Origin of the sequence: Variovorax sp. J22G73 (assembly GCF_030317035.1) — a bacterium.
In the GTDB taxonomy this organism is placed as follows: domain Bacteria; phylum Pseudomonadota; class Gammaproteobacteria; order Burkholderiales; family Burkholderiaceae_C; genus Variovorax.
Window position 1 is genome coordinate 196792 of record NZ_JASZYK010000005.1, and the last position, 21171, is coordinate 217962.

At 70.2% G+C, this 21171-nt stretch carries 23 protein-coding genes; 18 read left to right on the top strand and 5 right to left on the bottom strand.

Translation table 11 applies throughout. The annotated features are described in order from the left end of the window. Positions 1-22: 22 nt before the first annotated feature. The 8 genes from QTI51_RS20400 to QTI51_RS20435 are packed head-to-tail and all read left to right on the top strand — an operon-like array spanning position 23 to position 7641. Positions 23-928, top strand: a complete 906-nt coding sequence (locus QTI51_RS20400; protein ID WP_286515388.1) for a branched-chain amino acid ABC transporter permease — start codon at positions 23-25, stop codon at positions 926-928. After that, positions 928-1950: a branched-chain amino acid ABC transporter permease gene (locus QTI51_RS20405; RefSeq protein WP_286515389.1), complete on the top strand. Its 1023-nt coding sequence runs from the start codon at positions 928-930 to the stop codon at positions 1948-1950. The genes QTI51_RS20400 and QTI51_RS20405 overlap by 1 nt, the downstream gene beginning before the upstream one ends. Next, positions 1947-2705, top strand: coding sequence for an ABC transporter ATP-binding protein (locus QTI51_RS20410; RefSeq protein ID WP_116913213.1), 759 nt, complete (start codon positions 1947-1949; stop codon positions 2703-2705). The genes QTI51_RS20405 and QTI51_RS20410 overlap by 4 nt, the downstream gene beginning before the upstream one ends. Then, positions 2705-3436, top strand: a complete 732-nt coding sequence (locus QTI51_RS20415) for an ABC transporter ATP-binding protein (RefSeq protein WP_286515390.1) — start codon at positions 2705-2707, stop codon at positions 3434-3436. The genes QTI51_RS20410 and QTI51_RS20415 overlap by 1 nt, the downstream gene beginning before the upstream one ends. Further along, the gene (locus QTI51_RS20420; RefSeq protein ID WP_286515392.1) at positions 3426-4658 is read left to right on the top strand and encodes a CaiB/BaiF CoA transferase family protein; all 1233 of its coding nucleotides are present in this window, start codon (positions 3426-3428) and stop codon (positions 4656-4658) included. Before QTI51_RS20415 ends, QTI51_RS20420 begins: the two co-directional genes overlap by 11 nt. Beyond that, positions 4658-5467 carry an enoyl-CoA hydratase/isomerase family protein gene (locus QTI51_RS20425; protein ID WP_286515393.1) on the top strand — a complete coding sequence of 270 codons (810 nt, stop codon included), beginning with the start codon at positions 4658-4660 and terminating at the stop codon, positions 5465-5467. The genes QTI51_RS20420 and QTI51_RS20425 overlap by 1 nt, the downstream gene beginning before the upstream one ends. A gap of 13 nt (positions 5468-5480) precedes the next feature. After that, on the top strand, positions 5481-6776 hold the full coding sequence (locus QTI51_RS20430) for a hydroxymethylglutaryl-CoA reductase, degradative (RefSeq protein ID WP_286515395.1): 1296 nt from the start codon (positions 5481-5483) through the stop codon (positions 6774-6776). Between the two features lie 49 nt (positions 6777-6825). Then, a complete protein-coding gene (locus QTI51_RS20435; protein ID WP_286515397.1) occupies positions 6826-7641 on the top strand; it encodes an AraC family transcriptional regulator in 816 nt (271 codons plus the stop codon). Between the two features lie 23 nt (positions 7642-7664). Here QTI51_RS20435 and QTI51_RS20440 read toward each other — a convergent pair whose 3' ends face one another. Next, entirely contained in the window at positions 7665-8594 is a 930-nt protein-coding gene (locus QTI51_RS20440; RefSeq protein WP_286515738.1) for an SMP-30/gluconolactonase/LRE family protein, read from the bottom strand. Positions 8595-8745: 151 nt separating this feature from the next. Between QTI51_RS20440 and QTI51_RS20445 the strand changes: the two genes are divergently transcribed. Then, complete coding sequence (locus tag QTI51_RS20445; protein ID WP_286515398.1) at positions 8746-9186, top strand: hypothetical protein; 441 nt, start codon at positions 8746-8748, stop codon at positions 9184-9186. Between the two features lie 34 nt (positions 9187-9220). Here the strand turns inward: QTI51_RS20445 and QTI51_RS20450 are convergent, their stop codons facing one another. After that, a complete protein-coding gene (locus QTI51_RS20450; RefSeq protein WP_116913206.1) occupies positions 9221-9442 on the bottom strand; it encodes a hypothetical protein in 222 nt (73 codons plus the stop codon). A 203-nt stretch (positions 9443-9645) separates the two neighbouring features. On the opposite strand from QTI51_RS20450, the gene QTI51_RS20455 reads away from it, so the two are divergent. The 7 genes from QTI51_RS20455 to QTI51_RS20485 all read left to right on the top strand — a co-directional run bounded on the left by QTI51_RS20455 (position 9646) and on the right by QTI51_RS20485 (position 18769). Then, positions 9646-10152: a sigma-70 family RNA polymerase sigma factor gene (locus QTI51_RS20455; protein ID WP_286515399.1), complete on the top strand. Its 507-nt coding sequence runs from the start codon at positions 9646-9648 to the stop codon at positions 10150-10152. After that, positions 10149-11225 (top strand): FecR domain-containing protein, encoded by a 1077-nt coding sequence (locus tag QTI51_RS20460; protein WP_286515400.1) that lies wholly within the window; start codon positions 10149-10151, stop codon positions 11223-11225. The genes QTI51_RS20455 and QTI51_RS20460 overlap by 4 nt, the downstream gene beginning before the upstream one ends. 133 nt (positions 11226-11358) lie before the next feature. Continuing rightward, on the top strand, positions 11359-13869 hold the full coding sequence (locus QTI51_RS20465) for a TonB-dependent siderophore receptor (protein WP_286515401.1): 2511 nt from the start codon (positions 11359-11361) through the stop codon (positions 13867-13869). 1 nt (position 13870) lies between these two features. Next, positions 13871-14623, top strand: a complete 753-nt coding sequence (locus QTI51_RS20470) for a hypothetical protein (RefSeq protein WP_286515403.1) — start codon at positions 13871-13873, stop codon at positions 14621-14623. Positions 14624-14633: 10 nt separating this feature from the next. After that, positions 14634-17171 (top strand): PepSY domain-containing protein, encoded by a 2538-nt coding sequence (locus QTI51_RS20475; protein WP_286515405.1) that lies wholly within the window; start codon positions 14634-14636, stop codon positions 17169-17171. Between the two features lie 90 nt (positions 17172-17261). Then, positions 17262-17981: an ABC transporter ATP-binding protein gene (locus tag QTI51_RS20480; protein ID WP_286515407.1), complete on the top strand. Its 720-nt coding sequence runs from the start codon at positions 17262-17264 to the stop codon at positions 17979-17981. Next, positions 17978-18769: an ABC transporter permease gene (locus QTI51_RS20485; RefSeq protein ID WP_286515409.1), complete on the top strand. Its 792-nt coding sequence runs from the start codon at positions 17978-17980 to the stop codon at positions 18767-18769. Before QTI51_RS20480 ends, QTI51_RS20485 begins: the two co-directional genes overlap by 4 nt. An 18-nt stretch (positions 18770-18787) precedes the next feature. On the opposite strand, the gene QTI51_RS20490 is transcribed toward QTI51_RS20485, so the two are convergent. Next, entirely contained in the window at positions 18788-19018 is a 231-nt protein-coding gene (locus tag QTI51_RS20490; RefSeq protein WP_116913199.1) for a hypothetical protein, read from the bottom strand. Positions 19019-19226: 208 nt separating this feature from the next. On the opposite strand from QTI51_RS20490, the gene QTI51_RS20495 reads away from it, so the two are divergent. Beyond that, positions 19227-19574: a type II toxin-antitoxin system prevent-host-death family antitoxin gene (locus QTI51_RS20495; protein WP_286515410.1), complete on the top strand. Its 348-nt coding sequence runs from the start codon at positions 19227-19229 to the stop codon at positions 19572-19574. Continuing rightward, complete coding sequence (locus QTI51_RS20500; RefSeq protein ID WP_286515412.1) at positions 19574-20296, top strand: ATPase; 723 nt, start codon at positions 19574-19576, stop codon at positions 20294-20296. Before QTI51_RS20495 ends, QTI51_RS20500 begins: the two co-directional genes overlap by 1 nt. A gap of 62 nt (positions 20297-20358) precedes the next feature. On the opposite strand, the gene QTI51_RS20505 is transcribed toward QTI51_RS20500, so the two are convergent. Beyond that, on the bottom strand, positions 20359-20517 hold the full coding sequence (locus tag QTI51_RS20505; RefSeq protein ID WP_286547640.1) for a hypothetical protein: 159 nt from the start codon (positions 20515-20517) through the stop codon (positions 20359-20361). A 181-nt stretch (positions 20518-20698) separates the two neighbouring features. Continuing rightward, entirely contained in the window at positions 20699-21160 is a 462-nt protein-coding gene (locus QTI51_RS20510) for a beta/gamma crystallin domain-containing protein (RefSeq protein WP_286515414.1), read from the bottom strand. Positions 21161-21171: the final 11 nt, after the last annotated feature.

Below are 21171 nucleotides of genomic sequence, written 5' to 3' on the forward strand. Positions count from 1 at the left end.
GCACACGAGACGCCGACCGTTCATGGACCCGACTCTTTTCCTGCTCGCCACCGTCGACGGCCTGTCGTACGCGGGCCTGCTGTTTCTCATCTCGCTGGGCCTGACCCTGATATGCGGCGTCTTCGGCGTCATCAACGTGGCGCACGGCAGCCTCTATGCCTTCGGCGGCTACAGCGCGGCCAGCCTGCTGGGCTGGCTGCTGCCGCACACGGCGTCGACCTTCGTGCTGGTGGCCGCGCTGTTCGTCGCCGCCGCCGTGGTGGGCGGGTGCCTGGGCGCGTTGCTGGAGCGCGGCCTGCTGCGCCACTTTCAGGACCGCGACCCGGTGCTGCAACTGCTCGTGACCTTCGCGGCCTTCATGGTGCTGGAGGACGTGCAGCGCATGCTGTGGGGCGCCACGCCCGTCAACGCGGGCGACCTGGCGACGCGCCTGGGCACCACCGAGCTGCTGGGCGTGACCTTCATGAACTACCAGCTGCTGTTCATTCCCGGCGTGGCGCTTCTCGCCTACGCGGGGCTGCAGTTCCTGCTGAAGCATTCGGTGGCGGGCCGGCAGATCGTGGCGGTCATCCACCACCGCGAAGTGGCGACGGCGCTGGGCATCAACGCGGCGCGCGTGGGCACGCTGACCTTCGCGCTGGCGGGCGTGCTCGGCGCGCTGGGCGGTGCGCTGTCGCTGCCCATGACCTCGTTCGTGCCGGGGCTGGGGGCCGAGATGATCGTGACCTCGTTCGCCGTCATCGCGACCGCCGGGCTGGGTCAGATCACCGGTGCGCTGGTGGCCGCCGTGCTCATCGGCATGGCGCGTTCGCTCGCGGTGTACACGCTGCCCGAGCTGGAAGTGGTGATGTCCTACCTGATGATGGTGGCGGTGCTGCTGGTGCGCCCGCACGGGCTGTTCTCGGCCACCGTGGCGCGGAGGATCTGATGCGCGCTTCATCCTCCTTCACCGCCGTGGCGGGCGTGGCGCTCGCCGTGCTGCTGCTGCTCGGCGCCGGCTGGGCGTGGCCCTGGTCGCGCATGCCGATCATCACTTTCCTGTGCTTCGGCCTGGCGGCGCTCGGGCTCACGGTGCTCATGCGCGCGGGCCAGGTGTCTTTCGGGCATGCCATGTACGCGGCCATCGGCGGCTATGCGGCGGCCTTTACCGTGCGCGCCTTTCCGGGCGTCGACGGGCTGCTCGCGGTGGCGGCGGGCGTGCTTGCCAGCGTGGTGGTCGGGGCGCTGGTGGCGGCCTTTGTGTCGCGCTACCGCGGCATCTTCTTCGGCATGCTGAACCTCGGGCTGTCGATGGTGCTGTTCTCGCTGGCCGGCAAGCTCTACGCATGGACCGGCGGCACCGACGGCCTGCGCTTCGAGCGGCCCGCGCTGCTGGGCATGGCCCTGGAGCGCGGCCAGTTCGAGCTGGCGATGCTGGTGCTGGCACTGGTGCTGGCGGTCGGCGTCGCGTGGCTGGTGCAGCGCTACTTCGACTCCTGCGCGGGCCAGGTGATGGTGGCCATGCGCACCAACGAGACGCGGCTCGAATACATCGGCCTGTCGGCGCGCTCGGTGCTCGCGCAGGGCTATGTGCTGTCCGCCGGGCTGGTCGGCCTGGCCGGCGCGCTGCTGGCGCTGGTGCAGAGCCTGGTCACGCCCGAGAGCGGCTACTGGATACGCTCGGGCGAGTACGTGTTCATCGCCATCCTGGGCGGCTCGGGCCATGCGGTGGGCGCCTTCCTGGGCGCGGCGGTGTTCGAGCTTATCAAGCTGGCCGCCGCGGCCTGGTTCACCGACGCGTGGCAGAGCCTGCTGGGCGTGACGCTGATCGCCGTGATCTTCTTCGCGCCGCAGGGCATCGTCGGCTGGCGCCGGCGGGGCCGCAAGGCCGCGACGCCGACGTCGTCCGCGCACAAGACAGCTTCGTCGACATCGGCCTTGACCCGGACAACGATGAAGGAGGCCCGATGAGCGCCACGCACACCCCCGAGCTGTTGCGCACCGAGGCGCTCACGCTGCGCTTCGGCGGCATCGCCGCGGCCGACGGCATCGACTTTTCACTGGCGCGCGGCGAGCACCTGGCCGTGATCGGCGCGAACGGTGCCGGCAAGACCACCTTCATCAACATCTGCACCGGCTACATCAAGCCCAGCAGCGGCCGGGTGCTGTTCGAGGGGCAGGACATCACGCGCAAGGGGCCACGGCAGATCGCGCGGCTGGGCGTGGGCCGCTCGTTCCAGCTGCCGCAGCTGTTCCTCGACCACACGGTGCGCCAGTGCCTGGAGCTGGCGTCGGTCAGCCGGCAGGGGCGGCTGTCACGCTGGACCTCGCTGTCGCGCGCGGCCGACCAGCGCGCCGTGTCGGAGATGCTGGAGCTGGTCGAGCTCGCGGACCATGCGGACGACCCGACCCTGGTGCTGCCCGAGGGCCGGCGCAAGCTGCTCGACGTGGGCATCGCGCTGATGCTGGAGCCCAAGCTGGTCATCATGGACGAGCCCACCAGCGGCGTGTCTTCCGAAGACAAGCACGGCGTCATGCGCACGCTGATGCATGCACTGCAGCAGCGCCAGGTGACCAGCTGGTTCGTGGAGCACGACGTGGACATCGTGCGCCGCTACGCCACGCGCGTGGCCGCGTGGATCGACGGGCGCATCGCGGCCGACGGGCCGCCCGCGCAGGTGTTCGCCGACGCGCTGGTGCGTCGCGAAGTACTGGGAGAGCGCTGATGCTGCGCATCGAATCCATGAACATCGACCTGGCGGGCCACGCGGTGCTGCGCGGGGTGCAGCTCGAACTCGCGCCCGGCCAGACGGTGGCCGTGGTGGGGCGCAACGGCGCGGGCAAGACCACGCTGCTGCGCGCAGTGATGGGCCTGGTGGCGCCACGCTCGGGCCGGCTGCTGCTCGACGGAGAAGACATCACGCGCAGCCCCGCGTCGCGGCGCGCCGCGGCCGGCTTCGGCTACGCGCCGGAAGACCGCGTCATTCTGCCGACGCTGAGCGTGCAGCAGAACATCTGCCTGCCGTGCGAGGTGCTGCGGCTGCCGAGTGCCGAGATTCGCAAGCGCATCGACGCCGTGCTGGCCAGCGTGCCGCAGCTGGAGCCCATGCTCGCGCGCTCGGGCGCGGCGCTGTCCGGCGGCCAGGGAAAGATCGTCGCGCTGGCGCGCGCCCTGATGGTGGGCGAGCGCTTCGTGCTGCTGGACGAGCCCTTCCAGGGGCTGGCGCCCGCGCTGGCGCGCCAGTACGGCGACGCCCTGCGCGCCCTGCGCGCATCGCACCCGCGGCTGTGCGTGGTGGTGACCGAGTCGAACGCGTCGCTGCTCGACGCGGTGCAAAGCCGCACGCTGTACATCGAGCGCGGCGCGGTATCCGAAGCTGAGACCCATGCCGCCCACGCCGCACATCACCGAGAGACCGCACCCGCATCCCATGGAGAACACACAAGTGAGTACTGAAACGATGGCGCTGCCGCTCGGCGAGGGGCCGTTGCGCGGCCTGGTGGTGATCGACGTGACCCGCGTGGTGGCCGGGCCCTACTGCACCATGATGCTGGCCGACCTGGGCGCCACGGTGATCAAGGTCGAGAACCCCGCCGAGCCCGACTACGTGCGCACCTTTCCGCCCTTCGTGCAGGGCGACAGCGGCAAGGCCAGCGCCTTCTTCGCGCAATACAACCGCCACAAGCTGGGCGTGAGCCTGGACCTGAAGTCGGAGCAGGGCCGCGCGCTGCTGCGCGAGCTGGTGGCCAAGGCCGACCTGCTGGTGGAAAACTTCCGCCCCGGCACCATGGAGCGCATGGGGCTGGGCTACGAGGCGCTTAAGCCCGTCAACCCGCGGCTGGTGTACGTGTCGATCAGCGGCTTCGGGCAGACCGGGCCCAACTCGCGCCGCCCGGCCTACGACAACAGCGCGCAGGCCACCGGCGGGCTGTGGTCGATCAACGGCGAGAAGGGCAAGGCGCCGTTGCGGGTGGGCACCATCATCGGCGACCTGTCGGCCTCGTTCTATGCGGCCATTGCCGCGCTGTCGGCGGTGATCCACGCGCGCAGCACGGGCGAAGGGCAGTGGGTCGACGTGGCCCAGCAGGACGCGGTGGTCACGCTGACCGAGCACGCCGTCGTCAACTACACGGTCGACGGCGTGGTCGGCGAGCCGCTGGGCAACGACCACCCGTTCGTGCGGCCCTACGGCCAGTACGCGTGCAAGGACGGCTTCGTGTTCTTCGGTGCCTACACCGACAAGTTCTGGCGCGAGGCGTGCCGCATCTTCGGCGAGCCCGCGCTGCTGGACGACCCCGAGATCGACAGCATGGAAAAGCGCTTCGACGCGCACACCTACGCGCGCCGCGTGCAACCCATCGTGCAGGGCTGGTGCGCGCGCCACACCAAGGCCGAGCTGGAGGCCATGGCGGGCGACACCATTCCGGTGACCCCCATCAAGACCATCGCCGAGGTGGTGGCCGACCCGCACCTGAAGGCGCGCGAGATGTTCGTGCCCACGCAGGTCGACGGCGCGCAGGTGCAGGCCTTCGGCAGCCCGATGAAGCTGTCGGCCACGCCGGCGCGCGCGGTCGGCAGCGCGCCGGGTTTCGGCGAGCACAACGAGGTCGTGCTGAAGGGCTGGCTGCAGGTTGCAGAAGCCGACTACGACCGCTATGTGGCCGAGGGGGTCATCTGATGGGCATCACCTACGCGGTGGACGACGAAGGCATCGCGCACGTGCGCTTCGACCGGCCCGACAAACTCAATGCGCTCACGCTCGCCATGTACGACGCGCTGGCGCAGGCCTTCGTGCGCGCCAACGACGACCCGCGGGTGCGCGTGGTGCTGCTCGGCGGCAACGGGGAGCGCGCCTTCTGCGTGGGCGCCGACCTGGGCGAATCGATTCCCGCGCTGGCCGAGGGCCGCTTCGACATTTCGGAATGGGACGGCGCGCACATCAAGCAGGCGGGCTTCCACAAGCCGGTGGTGGCCGCCATCAACGGGCTGTGCATGGGCGGCGGCTTCGAGATCATGCTGGCCGCCGACATTCGCGTGGCGTCCGAAACCGCGGTGTTCGCGCTGCCCGAGGCCTCGATGGGCTTCACCCCGGCCGGCGGCACGCTGGTGCGGCTGGTGCGGCAGATTCCGTACGCGCTGGCCATGGAGCTGATGCTGACGGCCGAGCGCTTTCCCGCGCGCCGGCTGGCCGAGATGGGCCTGCTGAACCGCGTGGTGCCGCCCGGCGAGCTGGAGGCGGTGGCGCTCGCGTATGCGCGCGGCATCGCGAAGAAGGGGCGGGTGGCCGTGTCGGTCATCAAGGAGGCGGCGCTCACGCTCGGCCACCTGCCGTTCGACGAAGCCTTCCGCCGCGAGGCCGTGCTCGGCCAGCGCGCCTTCACCAGCGAGGAAGCGCGCGACGGGCTGCGCCGCTTCATGTCGCGCGACCGCTCCGCGGCAGCTGCTCATTCAGGTTCGTCTCCGGATACCCCTTCATCCACCCGTTGATTCAGGACATCACATGGTTCAAGACTCCCGCCTTCCCAACTTTCGCGCCCTCACGCCGGCGCAGCGCCTCGACCATCTGGCGACCGCGGCTAGCCTCACCGCCGACGACATCACGCTGCTGAAGACGCCCGGCGCGCTGGCGCTGTCGCGCGCGGACGGCATGATCGAAAACGTCATCGGCACCTTCGAGCTGCCGTTCGGCATCGGCGGCAACTTCCAGGTCAATGGGCGCGACTACCTCGTGCCGATGGTGGTCGAGGAGCCCTCGGTGGTAGCCGCCGCTTCGTTCATGGCCAAGCTGGCGCGCGAAGGCGGCGGCTTCGAGGCCTCGAGCACCGGGCCGATCATGCGGGCGCAGGTTCAGGTACTCGGCGTGGGCGACCCCTACGGTGCGCGGCAGGCGCTGCTGCGCGCACGCGACCAGATCCTGGAAGTGGCGAACAGCCGCGACAAGGTGCTGATCGGCCTGGGCGGCGGTTGCCGCGACATCGAGGTGCACGTGTTCCCCGATACCCCGCGCGGCGCGATGGTGGTGATGCACCTGATCGTCGACGTGCGCGACGCCATGGGCGCCAACACCGTCAACACCATGGCGGAGGCTGTTTCCCCGCTCGTTGAAAAACTCACCGGCGGCACGGTGCGCCTGCGCATCCTGTCGAACCTGGCGGACCTGCGGCTGGCACGCGCCCGCGTGCGGCTGACGCCCGAGGTGCTGAAGACCAAGGAGCGCAGCGGCGAGGAAATCGTCGAGGGCGTGCTCGACGCCTACACCTTCGCGGCCGTGGACCCCTACCGCGCGGCGACGCACAACAAGGGAATCATGAACGGCATCGACCCGGTGATCGTCGCGACCGGCAACGACTGGCGCGCGGTGGAAGCCGGCGCGCATGCGTATGCCTGCCGCAGCGGGCGCTATACGTCGCTCACCACGTGGGAGAAGGACAAGACCGGCGCACTGGTCGGCACCATCGAGATGCCGATGCCCGTGGGCCTGGTCGGCGGCGCGACCAAGACGCACCCGCTCGCGCAGCTGTCGTTGAAGATCCTCGGCGTGAAGACGGCGCAGGAGCTGGGTGAAGTCGCCGTGGCCGTCGGGCTGGCGCAGAACCTGGGCGCGCTGCGCGCGCTGGCCACCGAAGGCATCCAGCGTGGCCACATGGCGCTGCACGCCCGCAACATCGCGCTGGTGGCGGGCGCCACGGGCGACGAGATCGATGCAGTGGCCAAGCAACTCGCGGCCGAGCACGACGTACGCACCGACCGCGCGGTGGCGCTGCTCGGAGCGCTGCGCGGCAAGGCCACGGCCTGAACGCCTTCCCTGGCGGCGGTGCGTTGATGCTCTGGTTCAGGTTTCCACGATGCAAAGGCCGAACAACATGATGCGCACCAACACCTTCCACGCGTACCAGTCCATTCCGCGGCCGGTGTCGATGATCGTGATCGAGCACGAGCCGGAGCCTTCGCTGATCGTGCCCCTGCATTCGCACCCGCGCGCGCAGCTGGCGTACGCGGTCAGGGGCACCTTCACGCTGCACACGGCCACCGGGGCCTGGCTGGTGCCGCCGAACCGCGCGGTGTGGGTGCCCGGCGGGGTGGAGCACGAGATGCATGCGCGCGGGCAGCCGGTGTCGAACCGGTCGCTGTACATCCAGCCCGACGCCTCGCCCGACCTGCCGGGCGAGTGCTGCGTGATCGAGGTGTCGCCGCTGCTGCGGCAGCTGGTGATCGACGCCACCGAGATTCCGCTGCTCTACGACGAGGCGGGGCGCGACGGGCGCGTGATGCGGCTCATCCTCGATGAAATCTGTGCCGCCCCGCGCGCGCCGCTGCACGTGCCGATGCCGCGCGACGTGCGGCTGCTGCGCATCTGCCGCAAGCTGCTCGAAGAGCCCGGCAGCGAGGGCGACCTGGCGTACTGGGCCCGCTACGGCGCGCTCGGCCGGCGCACGCTGACGCGGCTCTTTCGCGACGAGACCGGCATCACCTTCACGCTGTGGCGCCAGCAGCTGCAGCTGATGGAGGCGCTGCGCTGGCTTGCCATGGGCAGGCCCGTGACCACGGTGGCGATGGACCTGGGCTACGAGAGCCCGAGCGCTTTCACCGCGATGTTCCGCCGCGTGATGGGCAAGACGCCCAAGCACTACCTGGGTGGCAAAGGGGTGGACGCGGGCTGAGCGTGCAGTGCGGGCCGACGCACTCAGGTCGCAAAGTTCAGCGCCAGCCCCGGCGTCGGCCAGTCGTCGATGGCGATGAGCCTGCCGCCGCCCGACAGCGTGACGTAGGCCGTGCGCCGGTCGCGCCCGCCGAAGCAGATGTTGGTGGTGTAGCGGTCGGGCAGCGGCACGTGCTCGACGCTGCCGCCGTCGGGCGACACGATGCTGATGCCGCCGTGCAGCAGCGTGGCCACGCACAGGTTGCCCAGGGCGTCGACCGCCATCGAATCGAAGCGCTGGTAGTGCCCGCCCGGCGAGGCGCACAGCATGCGGCCGCCGTGCGGCGACGGCCAGCCGTCCTTGCGCACGCGGCCGGGCGCGGTGATGTCGAAGGCCCAGAGGCGCGCGCCTTCGGTCTCGGCGTAGTACAGCGTCTGGCCGTCGGGTGATAGGGCGATGCCGTTGGGCGTCATCACCGGCCGCGCGATGGCGTGGGCGGCCCCGCCGCCGGCATGGCCGTAGAACAGGCTGCCGCGGTCCATGTCGCGCTCGCGTGTCTTGCCCAGGTCGGTGAAGTAGAAGCCGCCATGCGCGTCGAACACGATGTCGTTGGGCCCGCAGAGGGCGCCGCCTTCGACCGTGTCGTACAGCCGCTCGGCATGGCCGGTGGAAAGGTCGACGCGCTCGATGCGGCCGCCCGAGTAGTCGTCGGCCTGGCCGACCGGGCGCAGGCAGCCGTCGGCCTCGGTGTGCCAGCGAAAGCCGCCGTTGTTGCACACGTAGACGGCACCGTCGGGGCCGATGGCCGCGCCGTTGGGGCCGCCGCCCAGGTCGGCCACCACCTGCACCAGCCCGTCGGCGCGCACGCGCGTGAGGGTGCCACGCGCGATTTCGACGAGCAGCACGGAGCCGTCGTCCATGGCGATCGGGCCTTCGGGAAATTGCAGGCCGGTGGCGAGTTCGCGGATGCGCATCGAGGGCTTCTGGAGTGGCAAGGAAGGCTAGGAAGAGGGCGGTCGTGTCGCGAGTTTGCCCTCGGACCTTGCGCCGTGGGGATCGTCGCGCGCTTTTTTTGCGCCAAGTCCTACGCCTGCGGCGGCCGGCAAACCTTCATATCTTTTGACCATGCAAGAGAGTTTTCTGGACCGCACGCTTCTTCTCCTTCAACAGCATGCCTACGCGCGCGTGCTGTGCGAATTTCATCGCATGCAGGACACGCGATGTCGCGCGCTCGACGTGGGCACGCATGGGTGCGCGCAGGCACAGGCGCGACTGGCGGCTTGCGAGCAGCAGCTGGCCGCTTGCCGGCATGCGCTGCAAGACCCTGATCGGGCGGCTGCGGTTCGCATCGCGCGTGCGTTGTACCTGCGCTTTCTGCTGAGCAGCGCGCCGTCTCGGTTGCAGCCCTGGTGCGATGGGGAAGACCTGGAGCACATGCCGCGCTCGCACATGTTCGAGTGGATCGCGCACGACTTCGAGCGGCTCGAACTCGCGGCACTCGAAGACGCGATGACGCCGGCCGAAGCAGCCTCCTACGCACGTGCGCTAGAAGGCGTCGACGACTGAAATTCTTTGGCGGGGATTGGGGGGAGGGCGACGCTTACCAGCGCTTCCACCATGGGCCGCGCGCCTGGCGCAACTCCAGGTGGCGCGTGTCGAGGTCGTGTGCGGGTGCGGCACGCGACCCGGTGAGGCGCCGCACTTCGACCTCCAGCGCATGCGCGATGCCGCGGGCGGTGTGATCGCCCCGCAGCGCGCGTCGGCGCCATTCGGCGGCCAAGGCTGCGAGGCCGTTCTGGTCCAGGTTGTGTGTCTCCGGCATGGGCGCGAGTTTTCCACGGAGGCACGGGCGTTCTTGTAGGCGCAACGGTCGTGCGCGCGTGCGAAGAAATTACATGAAGCTACATCCGGCGCCCGTGAAATGGGCAAATGCGGGTGTGAGGCAAAGCCGACGGCTCGGCGCTCCGGTTCGCTACAATGAGAACCATTCTTATTAAGGCGCAGTGCCCGCTGCGTGCAGAACCCATGCCGGCCGCCGAGTTCGTGTTGCAGCACGAAGTGCAATCGCTTTACAGCAACCACCACGGGTGGCTGCATGGCTGGCTGCGCAAGAAACTCGGCTGCTCGCACAACGCGGCCGACCTGGCGCACGACACCTTCGTTCGCGTGCTGAGCAAGGCCGAGCCCGTGGCCGCGACCGAACCGCGCGCCTACCTCGCGACCATCGCGCACGGCCTGGTGGTCGACTTTCACCGCCGCCGCGCGCTCGAACGCGCCTACCTGCAGACCCTGGCCGCGCTGCCCGAACCGCAGGCGCCGTCACCCGAAGAGCGCGCCCTGGTGCTGGAAGCGCTGACCGCCATCGACGCGATGCTCGACGGCATGAAGCCGCCGATTCGCCAGGCCTTCATCCTGTCGCAGCTCGACGGGCTGACCTACCGCGAGATCGCCGGGCGGCTGAACGTGACGGTGCGCACGGTGAACAACTACATGCTCAAGGCGCTGGAGCATTGCTACCTGCTGGCGCCGTGAAGGCCTCCTTCGAACACGGCGGCATCGATGGCGGCATCCACGGCGACATCGCCCTGCGCCCGCTGGCCGACGTTGATGCCGATGCCGATGCCGAGGTCCGCCGGCAGGCGATCGCCTGGTACGCGCGCCTGTGCTCCGGCGAGGCGACCGAGGCCGACCGCGAGGCCTGGCAGCGCTGGCATCGCGCGCACCCCGACCACCAGCGCGCGTGGCAGCGCTTCACGGCGATGCAGACGACGCTGCAGCGCGTGCCTGCGCACATCGCCGCGCCAACGATGCGCGCCGTGCGGCCGGAGCGCATCGACCGGCGCCGCGTGCTGCGTGGGCTGGCGGTGCTGGCCTCGGGCGGGTCGCTGGCGTACCTGTCTTGGCAGGTGGCCGACACCGTGGGTGTGCAGGGCATGCAAGGCGGCTGGCGCGCGTGGCTCGCCGACTACCACACCGGCACCGGCGAGCAGCGTTCGGTGCTGCTGGCCGACGGCTCGCGGCTGATGCTTAACACGCGCTCGGCCGCCGACGTGGCCATGGACGCATCGCGCCGGCTCGTGACGCTGCGCGATGGCGAGATCCTCGTCGAGACCGCGAAACCCCGCGCCCGCGCAAGCAAGGACGCGCGCCCCTTCATGGTGGAAACCGCGCAGGGCCGCATCCTGGCGCTGGGCACGCGCTTCACGGTGCGCACGCAGGGCGAGCGCACGACGGTCACGGTGCTGGAAGACGCGGTGGAACTGCGCGCCGTGCAGCGGCCGGGTCAGGTCGTGACGCTGCGCGCCGGCGAGCAAGCCAGCTTCGGCGCGAGCGGCATCGACGCGCCGCGCGCCGCCGATGCCGCGGCCGCCGACTGGACGCAGGGCAGCCTGGTGGTCAACGACTGGCGGCTGGAAGACGTGGTGGCCGAGCTGTCGCGCTACCGGCGCGGTCGCCTGGTGTGCGACCCGGCGGTGGCCGACATCAAGGTGTCGGGCGCCTTTCCGCTGGACGACACCGACAAGGCGCTGGCCGTGCTCACGCGCGCGTTTCCGGTGCGCGCGAGCAGCGTCACGCGCTACTGGGTGTCGCTGGTGCCGGCCTGATCGCGCCACCGTTTCGATTGATTTGCGAATTTTTTCTCCAGCACCTTTCATCTTTTCCGGTTTCGTTCGGCCTACCTCTCAGAACCATGGCGCGTGCGCCATGGGCCCGCCCTCCCTGCCGAAGGAAACCCGAATGCCCGTGCCGAAGCTGAACCTGTCTCCCACCCCTGTACGAAAGGCGCTGTGCCTGCTGGCGGCCGCGCTGGCGGTGCCGCTCGCGGCGCACGCCGCGGAGCCGGCCACCGGTGCCACCGGAGCCACGGGCGCCGCCGTGGGTGCTGCCGCCGCCAGGGCCTACCGCATCGACGCCGGCCCGCTGGCCTCGGTGCTCGGCCGCTTCGCCGCCGCCTCGGGCGTGGCGCTGTCGTTCGACCCGACCAGCACGCGGGACCTGAAGTCCGGCGGCCTGCAGGGCAGCTACACGGTGCGCGCCGGTTTCGCCGCGCTGCTGTCGGGCTCCGGGCTCGAGGCGGTGGAGGGCGGCGCCAGCGAGTTCACGCTGCGCAAGGCCATGCCCGTGCCGCTCGTCGGCACCGCCGCGGCCCCCGACAGCGAAGACGCCGACGGCACGTTGCCCGCCGTGCGCGTGGTGGCGCGCGCGGCGCCGGTGCCCACCGACGCCGACGACCGCTACCAGCCCACGCCCGATGCATCGACCCTGCGCACCACCGCGCCGGTGCTGGAGATTCCGCAGGTGGTCAACGTGGTGCCCGCGCAGGTCATTCGCGACCAGCGCCCGCGCAACATCGACGACGCGCTGGCCAACGTGAGCGGCATCAACCAGGGCAACACCCTGGCCAGCACGCAGGACACGATCATGAAGCGCGGCTTCGGCGGCAACCGCGACGGTTCCATCATGCACAACGGCATGCCGCTGGTGCAGGGCCGCGGCATGAACGCGGCGGCCGAGAGCGTCGAGGTGCTCAAGGGCCCGTCGTCGCTGCTGTACGGGCTGATGGACCCGGGCGGCGTTGTCAACGTGGTCAGCAAGAAGCCGCAACTGCGCCAGCGCACCGCGCTGTCGCTGCTGGGCTCGGGCTACGCGGGCGGGCGCGACGGCAGCGGCGCCACGCTGGACACCACCGGCCCCATCGGCGAGAACGGGTTGGCGTACCGGCTCGTGGTCGACCACGTGGACGAAGACTACTGGCGCAACTTCGGCAAGCACCGCGAGACGCTGGTGGCGCCTTCGCTGGCCTGGTACGGCGACGACACGCAGGCCGTGTTCTGGTACGAGTACCGCAAGTACGTGACCCCGTTCGACCGCGGCACCGCGCTCGACCCGCGCACCCAGCGCCCGCTCGCGCTGCCCAAGACCCAGCGGCTGGACGAGCCCTTCAACGAGATGACCGGCGAGACGCACCTGGCGCAGCTGTCGGTCGACCACCAGTTCGGCGGCGGCTGGGCCGGGCACGTGAACCTCAGCTACAACCGCGAGGCGTACGACGCCAACCAGCTGCGCGTGAACGGCATCAACACCACGCGCGGCACGCTGGCGCGCAGCAACGACGCCACGCACGGCGCGCTCAGCACCGACAGCTACGCCACCGCCTACGTCGACGGCACGGTCGAGCTGGGCGGCATGCGCCACGACCTGCAGTTCGGCTGGGACGCCGAGTACCGCCGCATCTACCGCGCCGACCTGCTGCGCCAGGCCACCACGCGCACCTTCAACTACATCTTTCCGGTGTACGGGCTGGAGGCGCCGTCGAGCACCGTGTCCGCCAGCGACAGCGACCAGACCGACCGGCTGCACAACCAGTCGCTGTTCCTGCAGGACTCGATTCACCTGAGCGACCGCTGGATCGCCGTGGCCGCGCTGCGCTACCAGGCCTGGAGCCAGCTGGCGGGGCGCGGGCGCCCATTCAAGGTGAACACCGACACCGACGGCTCCAAGGTGCTGCCGCGCGTGGGGCTGATCTACAAGTGGAGCGACACGGTGTCGCTGTACGGCAGCTACACGCAGTCGCTGAAGCCGGCCTCGACCATCGCGCCGCTCTCCAGCGGCTATGTGCTCGACGCCTCGGTGAAGCCCGAGGAGGCCAAGTCGTGGGAGATGGGCGCCAAGATCGACATGCCCGGCGGGCTGACCGGAACGGTGGCGCTGTTCGACATTCGCAAGCGCAACGTGCTGGTCTCGCAGTTCAACGACGTGACCAAGCTGACCGACTGGCGCACCTCGGGCGCCGCCCGCTCGCGCGGCCTGGAAGTGGACGTGGCGGGCCAGCTGGGCAAGAACTGGAGCGCCATCGCCAGCTACGCCTACATCGACGCCAAGACCACCGAAGACCCGCTGTACGCCGGCAACCGGCTGTGGAACGTGGCGCGGCAGACGGCGTCGGTCTCGGCGGTGTACGACTTCGGGCAGGTGCTCGGCAGCGAAGGGCGGCTGCGCGTGGGCGCGGGCGCGCACCACGTGGGCAAGCGCGCGGGCGATTCGGCCAACAGCTTCGAGCTGCCCGGGTACACCACGGTCGATGCCTTCGCCACCTACGACACGCGGCTGTACGGCAAGAAGGTGAAGTTCCAGCTGAACGTGAAGAACCTGTTCGACAAGACCTACTACCCGTCGGCGGCCAACACGTACTTCATCTCGATGGGCGATGCGCGTCAGGTGTCGTTGCTGACGACCTTCGAGTTCTGAGATGACGCGACGCATCCGCTCCATCAGCGCGCTCCTTTTCACCCGGCGCGCCGCGGTCCTGCTGGCCGCGAGCGGCCTCGTGGCTGCGCTTGAGCCCGGCCTCGGCACTGCGCACGCGGCCGAGCCCGCGAACCAGAGCCGTAAGGTCGTGCTGCTCGTGCAGCGCGACGGCCCGAACCTGCCGGTCGACGAGAAGGTCAAGGCCCACCTCGAGTCGCGCGGCTTCGCCGTCGCGTTGCAGGACCAGGCGGCCGCGCCGGCGGTGGCGAGCGACGCCGACCTGGTCGTCATTTCGTCCACCGTCGCCGCGAAAGACGTGAGCCCGGCGTGGCGGCAGCTCCCGGTGCCCTTGCTCACCTGGGAAAACGACCTGCTCGACGACCTTGCCATGACCGGCAAGCGCCACGACACCGACTTCGGCGAGGCCGCGAAAGAGCGCTACGTGTGGCTCGTCAACGCGCCGCACCCGATGGCCGCGGGGCTGCCCGCCAGCGTGACCAACGTGTACACCAAGCAGGCCGGCATGAGCTGGGGCAAGCCCGGCCTCGGGGCCACCACCATCGCCACGCTGTACGGCCAGCCGGACAAGGCGGCGATCTTCGGCTACGAGAAGGGCGCCACCATGGACTACGAGTCGCTCGCGCCCGCGCGGCGCGTGATGTTCTTCCTCGGCAACGAGACCTTCACCAACCTTTCGCCCGCGGGCCGGCTGCTGTTCGACGCGGCGGTCGACTGGGCCGTCGGCATCCGCTGAAAACAATCAGATGAAATTTCCCTCGCTGCGCCAGCTCTGGTTCCAACTGCACTGGTTCATCGGCATCACGGCCGGCACGGTGCTGATCGTCATCGGCCTGAGCGGCGCGGTGCTGTCGTTTCGCGAGGAAATCATCGACGCGCTCAACCCCCACGGGCGCCATGTGGCGGTGCAGGAGGCACGGCAGGTGCTGGCGCCGCCGCAGCTGCTCGCCGCCGTGCGGCAGGCCTGGCCCGAGCGGCAGGTCGGCACGCTCGCGCTGTTCGCCGAGCCCGGCGCGGCGGCGCGCGTGATCTTCGCGCCGCCCAAGGGCGAGCGGCGCGGCGAGGCGGTGTATGTCGACCCGTACACGGGCGCGGCGCTGCCGCCGCTGGCGGGCGCGGCGTTCTTCGAATGGGTCGAGTCGCTGCACCGCTGGCTGCTGCTGCCGCGCGAACCTGGGCGCGTGGCCGCCGGCGTGCTGGCCAGCGGGTTGCTGCTGTTGTCGCTGTCGGGGTTGTATCTGCGCTGGCCGCGCCGCGTGGGCGACTGGCGCGCCTGGCTCACCTTCGACCCCGCGCTGAAGGGGCGCTCGTTCCTGTGGGGCCTGCATTCGGTGATGGGCACCGTCGCGCTGCTGATGTACGTGGTGTTCACCACCAGCGGCTTGTACTGGGCCTTCGACGGGCTGCGCGACCGCGTGGATGCATGGGCGGGCTACCCGCGCGTGGCCGCGCAGCAGGCACGCCCGGCGCCCGGCGTGCGCAACGCGGCGCGCGACATGTCGAGGAACACGGCGCGCGATGACGCCGCGGCGGTGGACGTCGCGCCCGCCTGGGCCGCCTTCGAGCAGCGCACACGCCAGACGGGCGGCTGGAGCGAGGTCATCCTGCGCGTGCCCTCGGGCGCGGCGCCGTCGGTGCTGTTCACCTGGCTCGACATGGCGCCCGCGCACGAGCGCGCGCGCAACCGCATGACGGTGAAGCTGCCGGGCGGCGAGGTGGCGCAAGACGAACGGCACGACGCCAAGTCGGCCGGCGGGCGCTTCCTGGCCGCCATCTACCCGCTGCACATGGGCACCTACTTCGGCCTGCCGGGGCGCATCGTGATGACGCTGGCCGCCTTGATGCTGCCGGTGTTCTCGGTGACCGGCTGGCTGCTGTACCTGGGCCGCCGGCGCAAGAAGCGCACGGTGCGCGCCGAGCGGGCGGCGCTGGCGCTGACCACGCGGCCGGACGCAGACACAAGCGCGGGAGCGGGAGCTGGCGCGGGCCCCGAGCGCGTGCTCATCGCCTTCGCCAGCCAGTCGGGCACCGCCGAGGGCATCGCGATGCGCAGCGCCGCCGCGCTCGAATCGGCCGGGCTGCCGGTCACCGTGGCATCGATGGCTCGGCTGGACCCGGAGCAGCTGCGCAGCCACCAGCGCCTGCTGATCGTGGCCAGCAGCTTCGGCGAGGGTGGCCCGCCCGACGCGGCGCGGCGCTTTGCGCAGCGGCTCGCGCAGGCCGGCAACCAGACGCTGGCGCACCTGCGCTACGGCCTGCTGGCGCTGGGCGACCGGCACTACGAGCGCTTCTGCGGCTTCGGCCACACGCTCGACCATGCGCTGGTCGCGGCCGGCGCGCAGTCGCTGTTCCAGATGGTCGAGGTGGACAACGGCGATGCCGGTGCGCTGGCCTTGTGGCGGCGGCAACTGGGCGCGTTGCGCGGCGCGCGGGCCAGTGCGCATGACGGATCGCATGCCGGTGCATATGCCGGTGCGCATGAGGGTTTGGGCGATGCCGATGGCCTCGCGTTCGGCGACGCGCCCGAGGCCGAACCGTTCGCGGCATGGACGCTCTCGTCGCGCCGCCTGCTCAACGCGGGCAGCCTGGGCCATCCGCTCTACGAGATCGAACTGAAGGCCACGGCTGACGGCATGCCGAACTGGCAACCCGGTGCGCTGGTCGAGGTGCGCACCGCGCCCGGCGTGGCGCCGCGGCGTTACTCGGTCGCATCGGTGCGCACCGAGGGGCATCTGCGGCTGCTGGTGCGGCAGGCGCGCCATGCGGGCGGGCTCGGCGTGGCTTCTGGCTGGCTCACCGCGCAGGCGCCGTTGGGGGCGCAAGTCGACCTGCGGCTGCTGGCCAACCCCGGCTTCGAGCTGGTGACGGACGACCGGCCCTGCATCTTCATCGGCAACGGCTCGGGCTATGCCGGCCTGCGCGGGCACCTGCGCGCGCGCGTGGAGCGGGGGCACCGCCGCAACTGGCTGTTCTTCGGCGAGCGCCAGCGCGCGCACGATGCGTTCTTCATGGACGAGGTGGCGCACTGGCAGGCCGAAGGGCGCATCGAGCGCGCGGACCTCGCGTTCTCGCGCGACCAGCCCGAACGCATCTACGTGCAAGACCTGCTGCGCGCCGCGTCGGACGACGTGGGCCGCTGGATCGGCGATGGGGCCGTGGTCTTCGTGTGCGGCAGCCTGGGCGGCATGGCCGGCGGCGTCGATGCCGCGCTCGCGCACATGCTGGGTCGCGCGGCGCTCGACGACCTGATCGCCGAGGGGCGCTACCGCCGGGACGTGTACTAGTCGCGAAGGTACTGGAGTGCCCCACTGGGCCGGGCCGGGGCGGGTAGCATCCGCAGCCCATCCCGCCGCAGCCGCCAGGCGCTCCTCTCGATGACCGAACCGCGGCCCCTTGCTTCATCCGTTCCCTTGCCCGACGGAGCTCCTGACCGATCGCTCGACCGATCGCCCGCTGCCTCGGCACCCTTTCTCGAGGTTCGCCAGCTCAGCACGCGGGGCCGCCCGGCCATCGACCTGCAGGCGCAACGCGGCGAGTGCATCTGCATCCTCGGCAAATCGGGGTCGGGCAAGAGCGTGCTGTTGCGGCTGGTGGCCGACCTCGACCCCGGCGAGGGCACCGTGCTGCTCGACGGCATCGACCGCAACGCCGGTTCCGGCCCCGCATGGCGCCGGCGGGTGATCTACCAGGCGGCCGAGCCCGCGTGGTGGGGCCCCACCGTCGCCGGGCATTTCCCCGACGACATGCGCGACGTGCTCGCGGGCTGGCTGGTCGACGTGGGGCTGACTGGCGACATCCTGCAAGCGGACATCGCGCGCCTTTCGACCGGCGAGCGCCAGCGGCTGGCGCTGTTGCGGTCGCTCGCGCGCAAGCCCGCCGTGCTGCTGCTCGACGAGCCCACCGCCTCGCTCGACCAGGCCACCACGCTGGCGGTCGAGGCGCTCCTGGGGCGCCAGCTTGCGGCAGGGTTGGCGGTGCTGATGGTCACGCACTCGGTGGAACAGGCGCAGCGCATCGGGCACCGCCGGTTCGACATGGTCGAGGGCCGGCTGGTACAGCAACTTCAACCGAACCCACAGGTGAACGCCGCATGAACACCATTCACCTCGACGCCACCGACCTGGTGCTCGCCACCTTGCTGGTGCTGCTGAACGCAGGCGCCTCGCTGGTGCTGCACCTGGGCTTGCACCGCCAGGTGCTGTGGGCGGCGGCGCGCATGGTGGTGCAGCTGCTGCTGGTGGGCCTGGTGCTGCGCTTCGTGTTCGCCGCGGCCTCGCCGGCCGCGACGCTAACCATCGTGGTGCTGATGATCTTGGCTGCGGCGCGCGAGGTGGCGGTGCGGCCTTCGCACCGGCTGAAGGGCGGGCGTAACTTTGCGATCGGCGCGGCGGCTGTGGGGGTGTCGAGCGTGGCGACGGTGGTGCTGGCGCTGATGACGGCCATCCAGCCGCACCCCTGGTTCGATCCGCGCTATGCCATTCCCCTGATGGGCATCGTGCTGGGCAGCGTGCTGAACTCGGCCAGCCTGGGCCTGGACAGCTTCTTCGACGGCGTGACCACGGGGCGTGCGCGCATCGAGGCGCAACTGTCGCTCGGCGCAACCATTCACCAGGCGCTGGCGGAGCTGGTGCGCTCGTCGATTCGCCGCGGGATGATCCCCTTCGTCAACCAGATGTCGGCCGCCGGCATCATCACGCTGCCGGGCATCATGACCGGGCAGCTGCTGGCGGGCATGGACCCGATCGAGGCGGCCAAGTACCAGATCCTGTTGCTGTTCTTGCTGACTGGCGCGGGTGGGCTGGCGGCTGCGGGCGCGGTGTACATGGCGGCGCGCTCGATGACCGACGAGCGCCAGCGCTTGCGCTCCGACCGGTTGAGCTGAACCGGGGACCGTTGCGCGTCAGGCCATCGCCCATTCCCGGCCCAGCTCTTCCCGCCCTTGCGCGGTGATGCCCGAGACCACGGCCAGCTTGTAGTCGCCGAAACGCGCGCACAGGTCGAGCGGCGGATAGATCTCGGCCTCCACAAGCCCGACCGCCTTCAACACTGCGATGTACCTGATCGCGGCCGGTTCGTCGACGCGAAAGGGAAATGGCGCATTCTCGATTTCCAGCAGGTATTCGATAGGCATTTCGCTCGCATGTAGCCCTCTCTGGTTCTGGGAAAACCTTGGCGCCAGGCGGGTGCTGCTGGCGTGCGCCGAGGCCGCGACGTGGCGTGGGAGATCGGGCCGCGCGAACAGCCGTGCCGCCGTCTTGGAACCGGGTGGAATCGGGTGCTGCGCCCCAAATTGTCCATTCTGGCTATTTTTGCCATAATGGCTTCAAAAGGAGCACCCCATGTCAGCCATCTTGCGCAACCTTGAAGAACTGCCGCGTCAGAACGCCTCCCACGTGAAGAACCGCTGGGGCGAGGTTGTGCGCCAGGTGCAGGAATCCGGCAGCGTGGCGGTCACCAACCATTCGACGGTCGAAATGGTGCTGCTCACCGCGGCCACCTACAACCAGCTGGTGGAAGACGCGCAGGCGGTGAAGGCGCGCGAACAGTCGGTGCTCGACGAGCTCGGCCGCCGCTTCGACGCGCGGTTGGGCGCGCTCCAGGAACCGGCCGCGGCGCAGCAGGTGGGCAACCTGTTCGCGGCCAAGGGCAAGCTGGGGCGCCGTCCCAAGGCGGGTGACAGCTTCTGATGGCGACGGCCCCGGCACGTGTCGCGCGCACCCCGCGCACCTCGCGCACTGATCGAGCACCTCGCGCCAGTCGCACGGCGCCCAAGCCCCGTCCCTTCATCCTCGTGCTGGCCGGCGTCAACGGGGCGGGCAAGAGCTCGGTCGGCGGCGCCTTGCTCGCCGACCACGGCCTGAGCTGGTTCAACCCCGACACGTTTGCCCGCGAACTCATCGCGCAGCTCGGCCTCACGCCCGAAGACGCGAACGCCCGCGCATGGAACCTGGGCCGCGAACGGCTGGAGGCGGCCATTGCGCAAGGCACCAACTACGCCTTCGAGACCACGCTGGGCGCCAACACCATTCCCGCGCTGCTCGCCGGTGCGTCGGCCACGCACGACGTGCTGATGATCTTCTGCGGGCTGTCTTCGCCCGAGCAGCACATCGCCCGCGTGCGCGCCAGGGTGGCACGCGGCGGCCATGACATTCCGGAGACCAAGATCCGCGAGCGCTGGGTGGCGTCGCGGGCCAACCTGATCCAGCTGCTGCCGAAGCTGGCGCAGCTGCAGGTGTTCGACAACAGCGCGGAGGCCCCGCCCGGCGGCGACATCGACGATCCGGTGCTGGTGCTGGAGATGCAAGCGGGAAAGGTGATTTTCCCGATGCCGGACGATGTGGCGGCGCTGGCCGCGACGCCGGGCTGGGCGCGACCAGTGGTGCAGGCGGCCATGGAGTTGGGGCGCTGAAAAAGAGTTGAACCCCGCACCTGGCGGCGCGGCAAGCCTTGATCGCTTGAACAGGCGCTCGATCAGGCGCGATGGGTTCGAAGCCGGGGCGCGCCGCCGTTGGCCATCTGGCGCAACCACTCGAGCTGGCTTTTCTCCTGCGCGTCGCGCAGGCTCTTCGCGGCGCGTGCCGCCGCGTAGCTCGCGAACAGCGCCTCGATCACCCGGTGCCAAGCCTGCATGGCAGGGCCCGGTTCCGAAACGGCGGGCGCCGGCGTCACGAGCGGCTCTGGTTCAGCGGGAGCATCCGGCACCGCGAAGCCGTTCTTTCGCAGGATGCTGGCTTTCTGGATGGATGTAAGCATGAAGAAGGCATTGCGATCTTCATGCCAGCTTTTCCAGTTTGGCCTGCGACCTGCGCGGTCAGCTGCAGGACAGCTTCATCGCCTCGATGCGGCCGCCGAAGCCCAGCTTGCGCACCAGGCCGCCTTCGCGGCTGTTGGGGGCGAAGCTCACGGTGCGGTCCTTGAACATCGCGTGCTCGTACACCTCCAGGGTGGCGCGCGGGCCGACGCTCACGCTGTCGATGTCGCGCTTGAGCTGCTTGGCGGTTCCCTTGTCCATGCTCTGCACCTGGGCGGGGCCGACCAGCGTGACGAAGTCGCCCTGGAAGTCGCGCTTGGAATAGAACTGCGCCCAGCAACCCGAGGCGAGCGCCGGGTCCTGGATGCGCACGGGCACCAGCAGGATGGTCGGGTCGGGCTGGTTGTCGATCCCCGATGCGGTGCTCGCGGTGGGTGCATTGCTGGCGCATGCACCGAGTGCGACAACGCCGGCGAGCAACAAGGTGCGGGAAACGAGGGAGCTGGAAGCGGAAAATTTCATGGGTCTGTGCC

Excerpts from the sequence above, each read along its gene's own strand:
- QTI51_RS20400 (WP_286515388.1), top strand. The coding sequence starts at position 23 with ATGGACCCGACTCTTTTCCTGCTCGCCACCGTCGACGGCCTGTCGTAC.
- QTI51_RS20405 (WP_286515389.1), top strand. The coding sequence starts at position 928 with ATGCGCGCTTCATCCTCCTTCACCGCCGTGGCGGGCGTGGCGCTCGCC.
- QTI51_RS20410 (WP_116913213.1), top strand. The coding sequence starts at position 1,947 with ATGAGCGCCACGCACACCCCCGAGCTGTTGCGCACCGAGGCGCTCACG.
- QTI51_RS20415 (WP_286515390.1), top strand. The coding sequence starts at position 2,705 with ATGCTGCGCATCGAATCCATGAACATCGACCTGGCGGGCCACGCGGTG.
- QTI51_RS20425 (WP_286515393.1), top strand. The coding sequence starts at position 4,658 with ATGGGCATCACCTACGCGGTGGACGACGAAGGCATCGCGCACGTGCGC.
- QTI51_RS20430 (WP_286515395.1), top strand. The coding sequence starts at position 5,481 with ATGGTTCAAGACTCCCGCCTTCCCAACTTTCGCGCCCTCACGCCGGCG.
- QTI51_RS20435 (WP_286515397.1), top strand. The coding sequence starts at position 6,826 with ATGCAAAGGCCGAACAACATGATGCGCACCAACACCTTCCACGCGTAC.
- QTI51_RS20440 (WP_286515738.1), bottom strand. The coding sequence starts at position 8,594 with ATGCGCATCCGCGAACTCGCCACCGGCCTGCAATTTCCCGAAGGCCCG.
- QTI51_RS20445 (WP_286515398.1), top strand. The coding sequence starts at position 8,746 with ATGCAAGAGAGTTTTCTGGACCGCACGCTTCTTCTCCTTCAACAGCAT.
- QTI51_RS20450 (WP_116913206.1), bottom strand. The coding sequence starts at position 9,442 with ATGCCGGAGACACACAACCTGGACCAGAACGGCCTCGCAGCCTTGGCC.
- QTI51_RS20455 (WP_286515399.1), top strand. The coding sequence starts at position 9,646 with ATGCCGGCCGCCGAGTTCGTGTTGCAGCACGAAGTGCAATCGCTTTAC.
- QTI51_RS20465 (WP_286515401.1), top strand. The coding sequence starts at position 11,359 with ATGCCCGTGCCGAAGCTGAACCTGTCTCCCACCCCTGTACGAAAGGCG.
- QTI51_RS20470 (WP_286515403.1), top strand. The coding sequence starts at position 13,871 with ATGACGCGACGCATCCGCTCCATCAGCGCGCTCCTTTTCACCCGGCGC.
- QTI51_RS20475 (WP_286515405.1), top strand. The coding sequence starts at position 14,634 with ATGAAATTTCCCTCGCTGCGCCAGCTCTGGTTCCAACTGCACTGGTTC.
- QTI51_RS20480 (WP_286515407.1), top strand. The coding sequence starts at position 17,262 with ATGACCGAACCGCGGCCCCTTGCTTCATCCGTTCCCTTGCCCGACGGA.
- QTI51_RS20485 (WP_286515409.1), top strand. The coding sequence starts at position 17,978 with ATGAACACCATTCACCTCGACGCCACCGACCTGGTGCTCGCCACCTTG.
- QTI51_RS20490 (WP_116913199.1), bottom strand. The coding sequence starts at position 19,018 with ATGCCTATCGAATACCTGCTGGAAATCGAGAATGCGCCATTTCCCTTT.
- QTI51_RS20495 (WP_286515410.1), top strand. The coding sequence starts at position 19,227 with ATGTCAGCCATCTTGCGCAACCTTGAAGAACTGCCGCGTCAGAACGCC.
- QTI51_RS20500 (WP_286515412.1), top strand. The coding sequence starts at position 19,574 with ATGGCGACGGCCCCGGCACGTGTCGCGCGCACCCCGCGCACCTCGCGC.
- QTI51_RS20505 (WP_286547640.1), bottom strand. The coding sequence starts at position 20,517 with ATGCAGGCTTGGCACCGGGTGATCGAGGCGCTGTTCGCGAGCTACGCG.
- QTI51_RS20510 (WP_286515414.1), bottom strand. The coding sequence starts at position 21,160 with ATGAAATTTTCCGCTTCCAGCTCCCTCGTTTCCCGCACCTTGTTGCTC.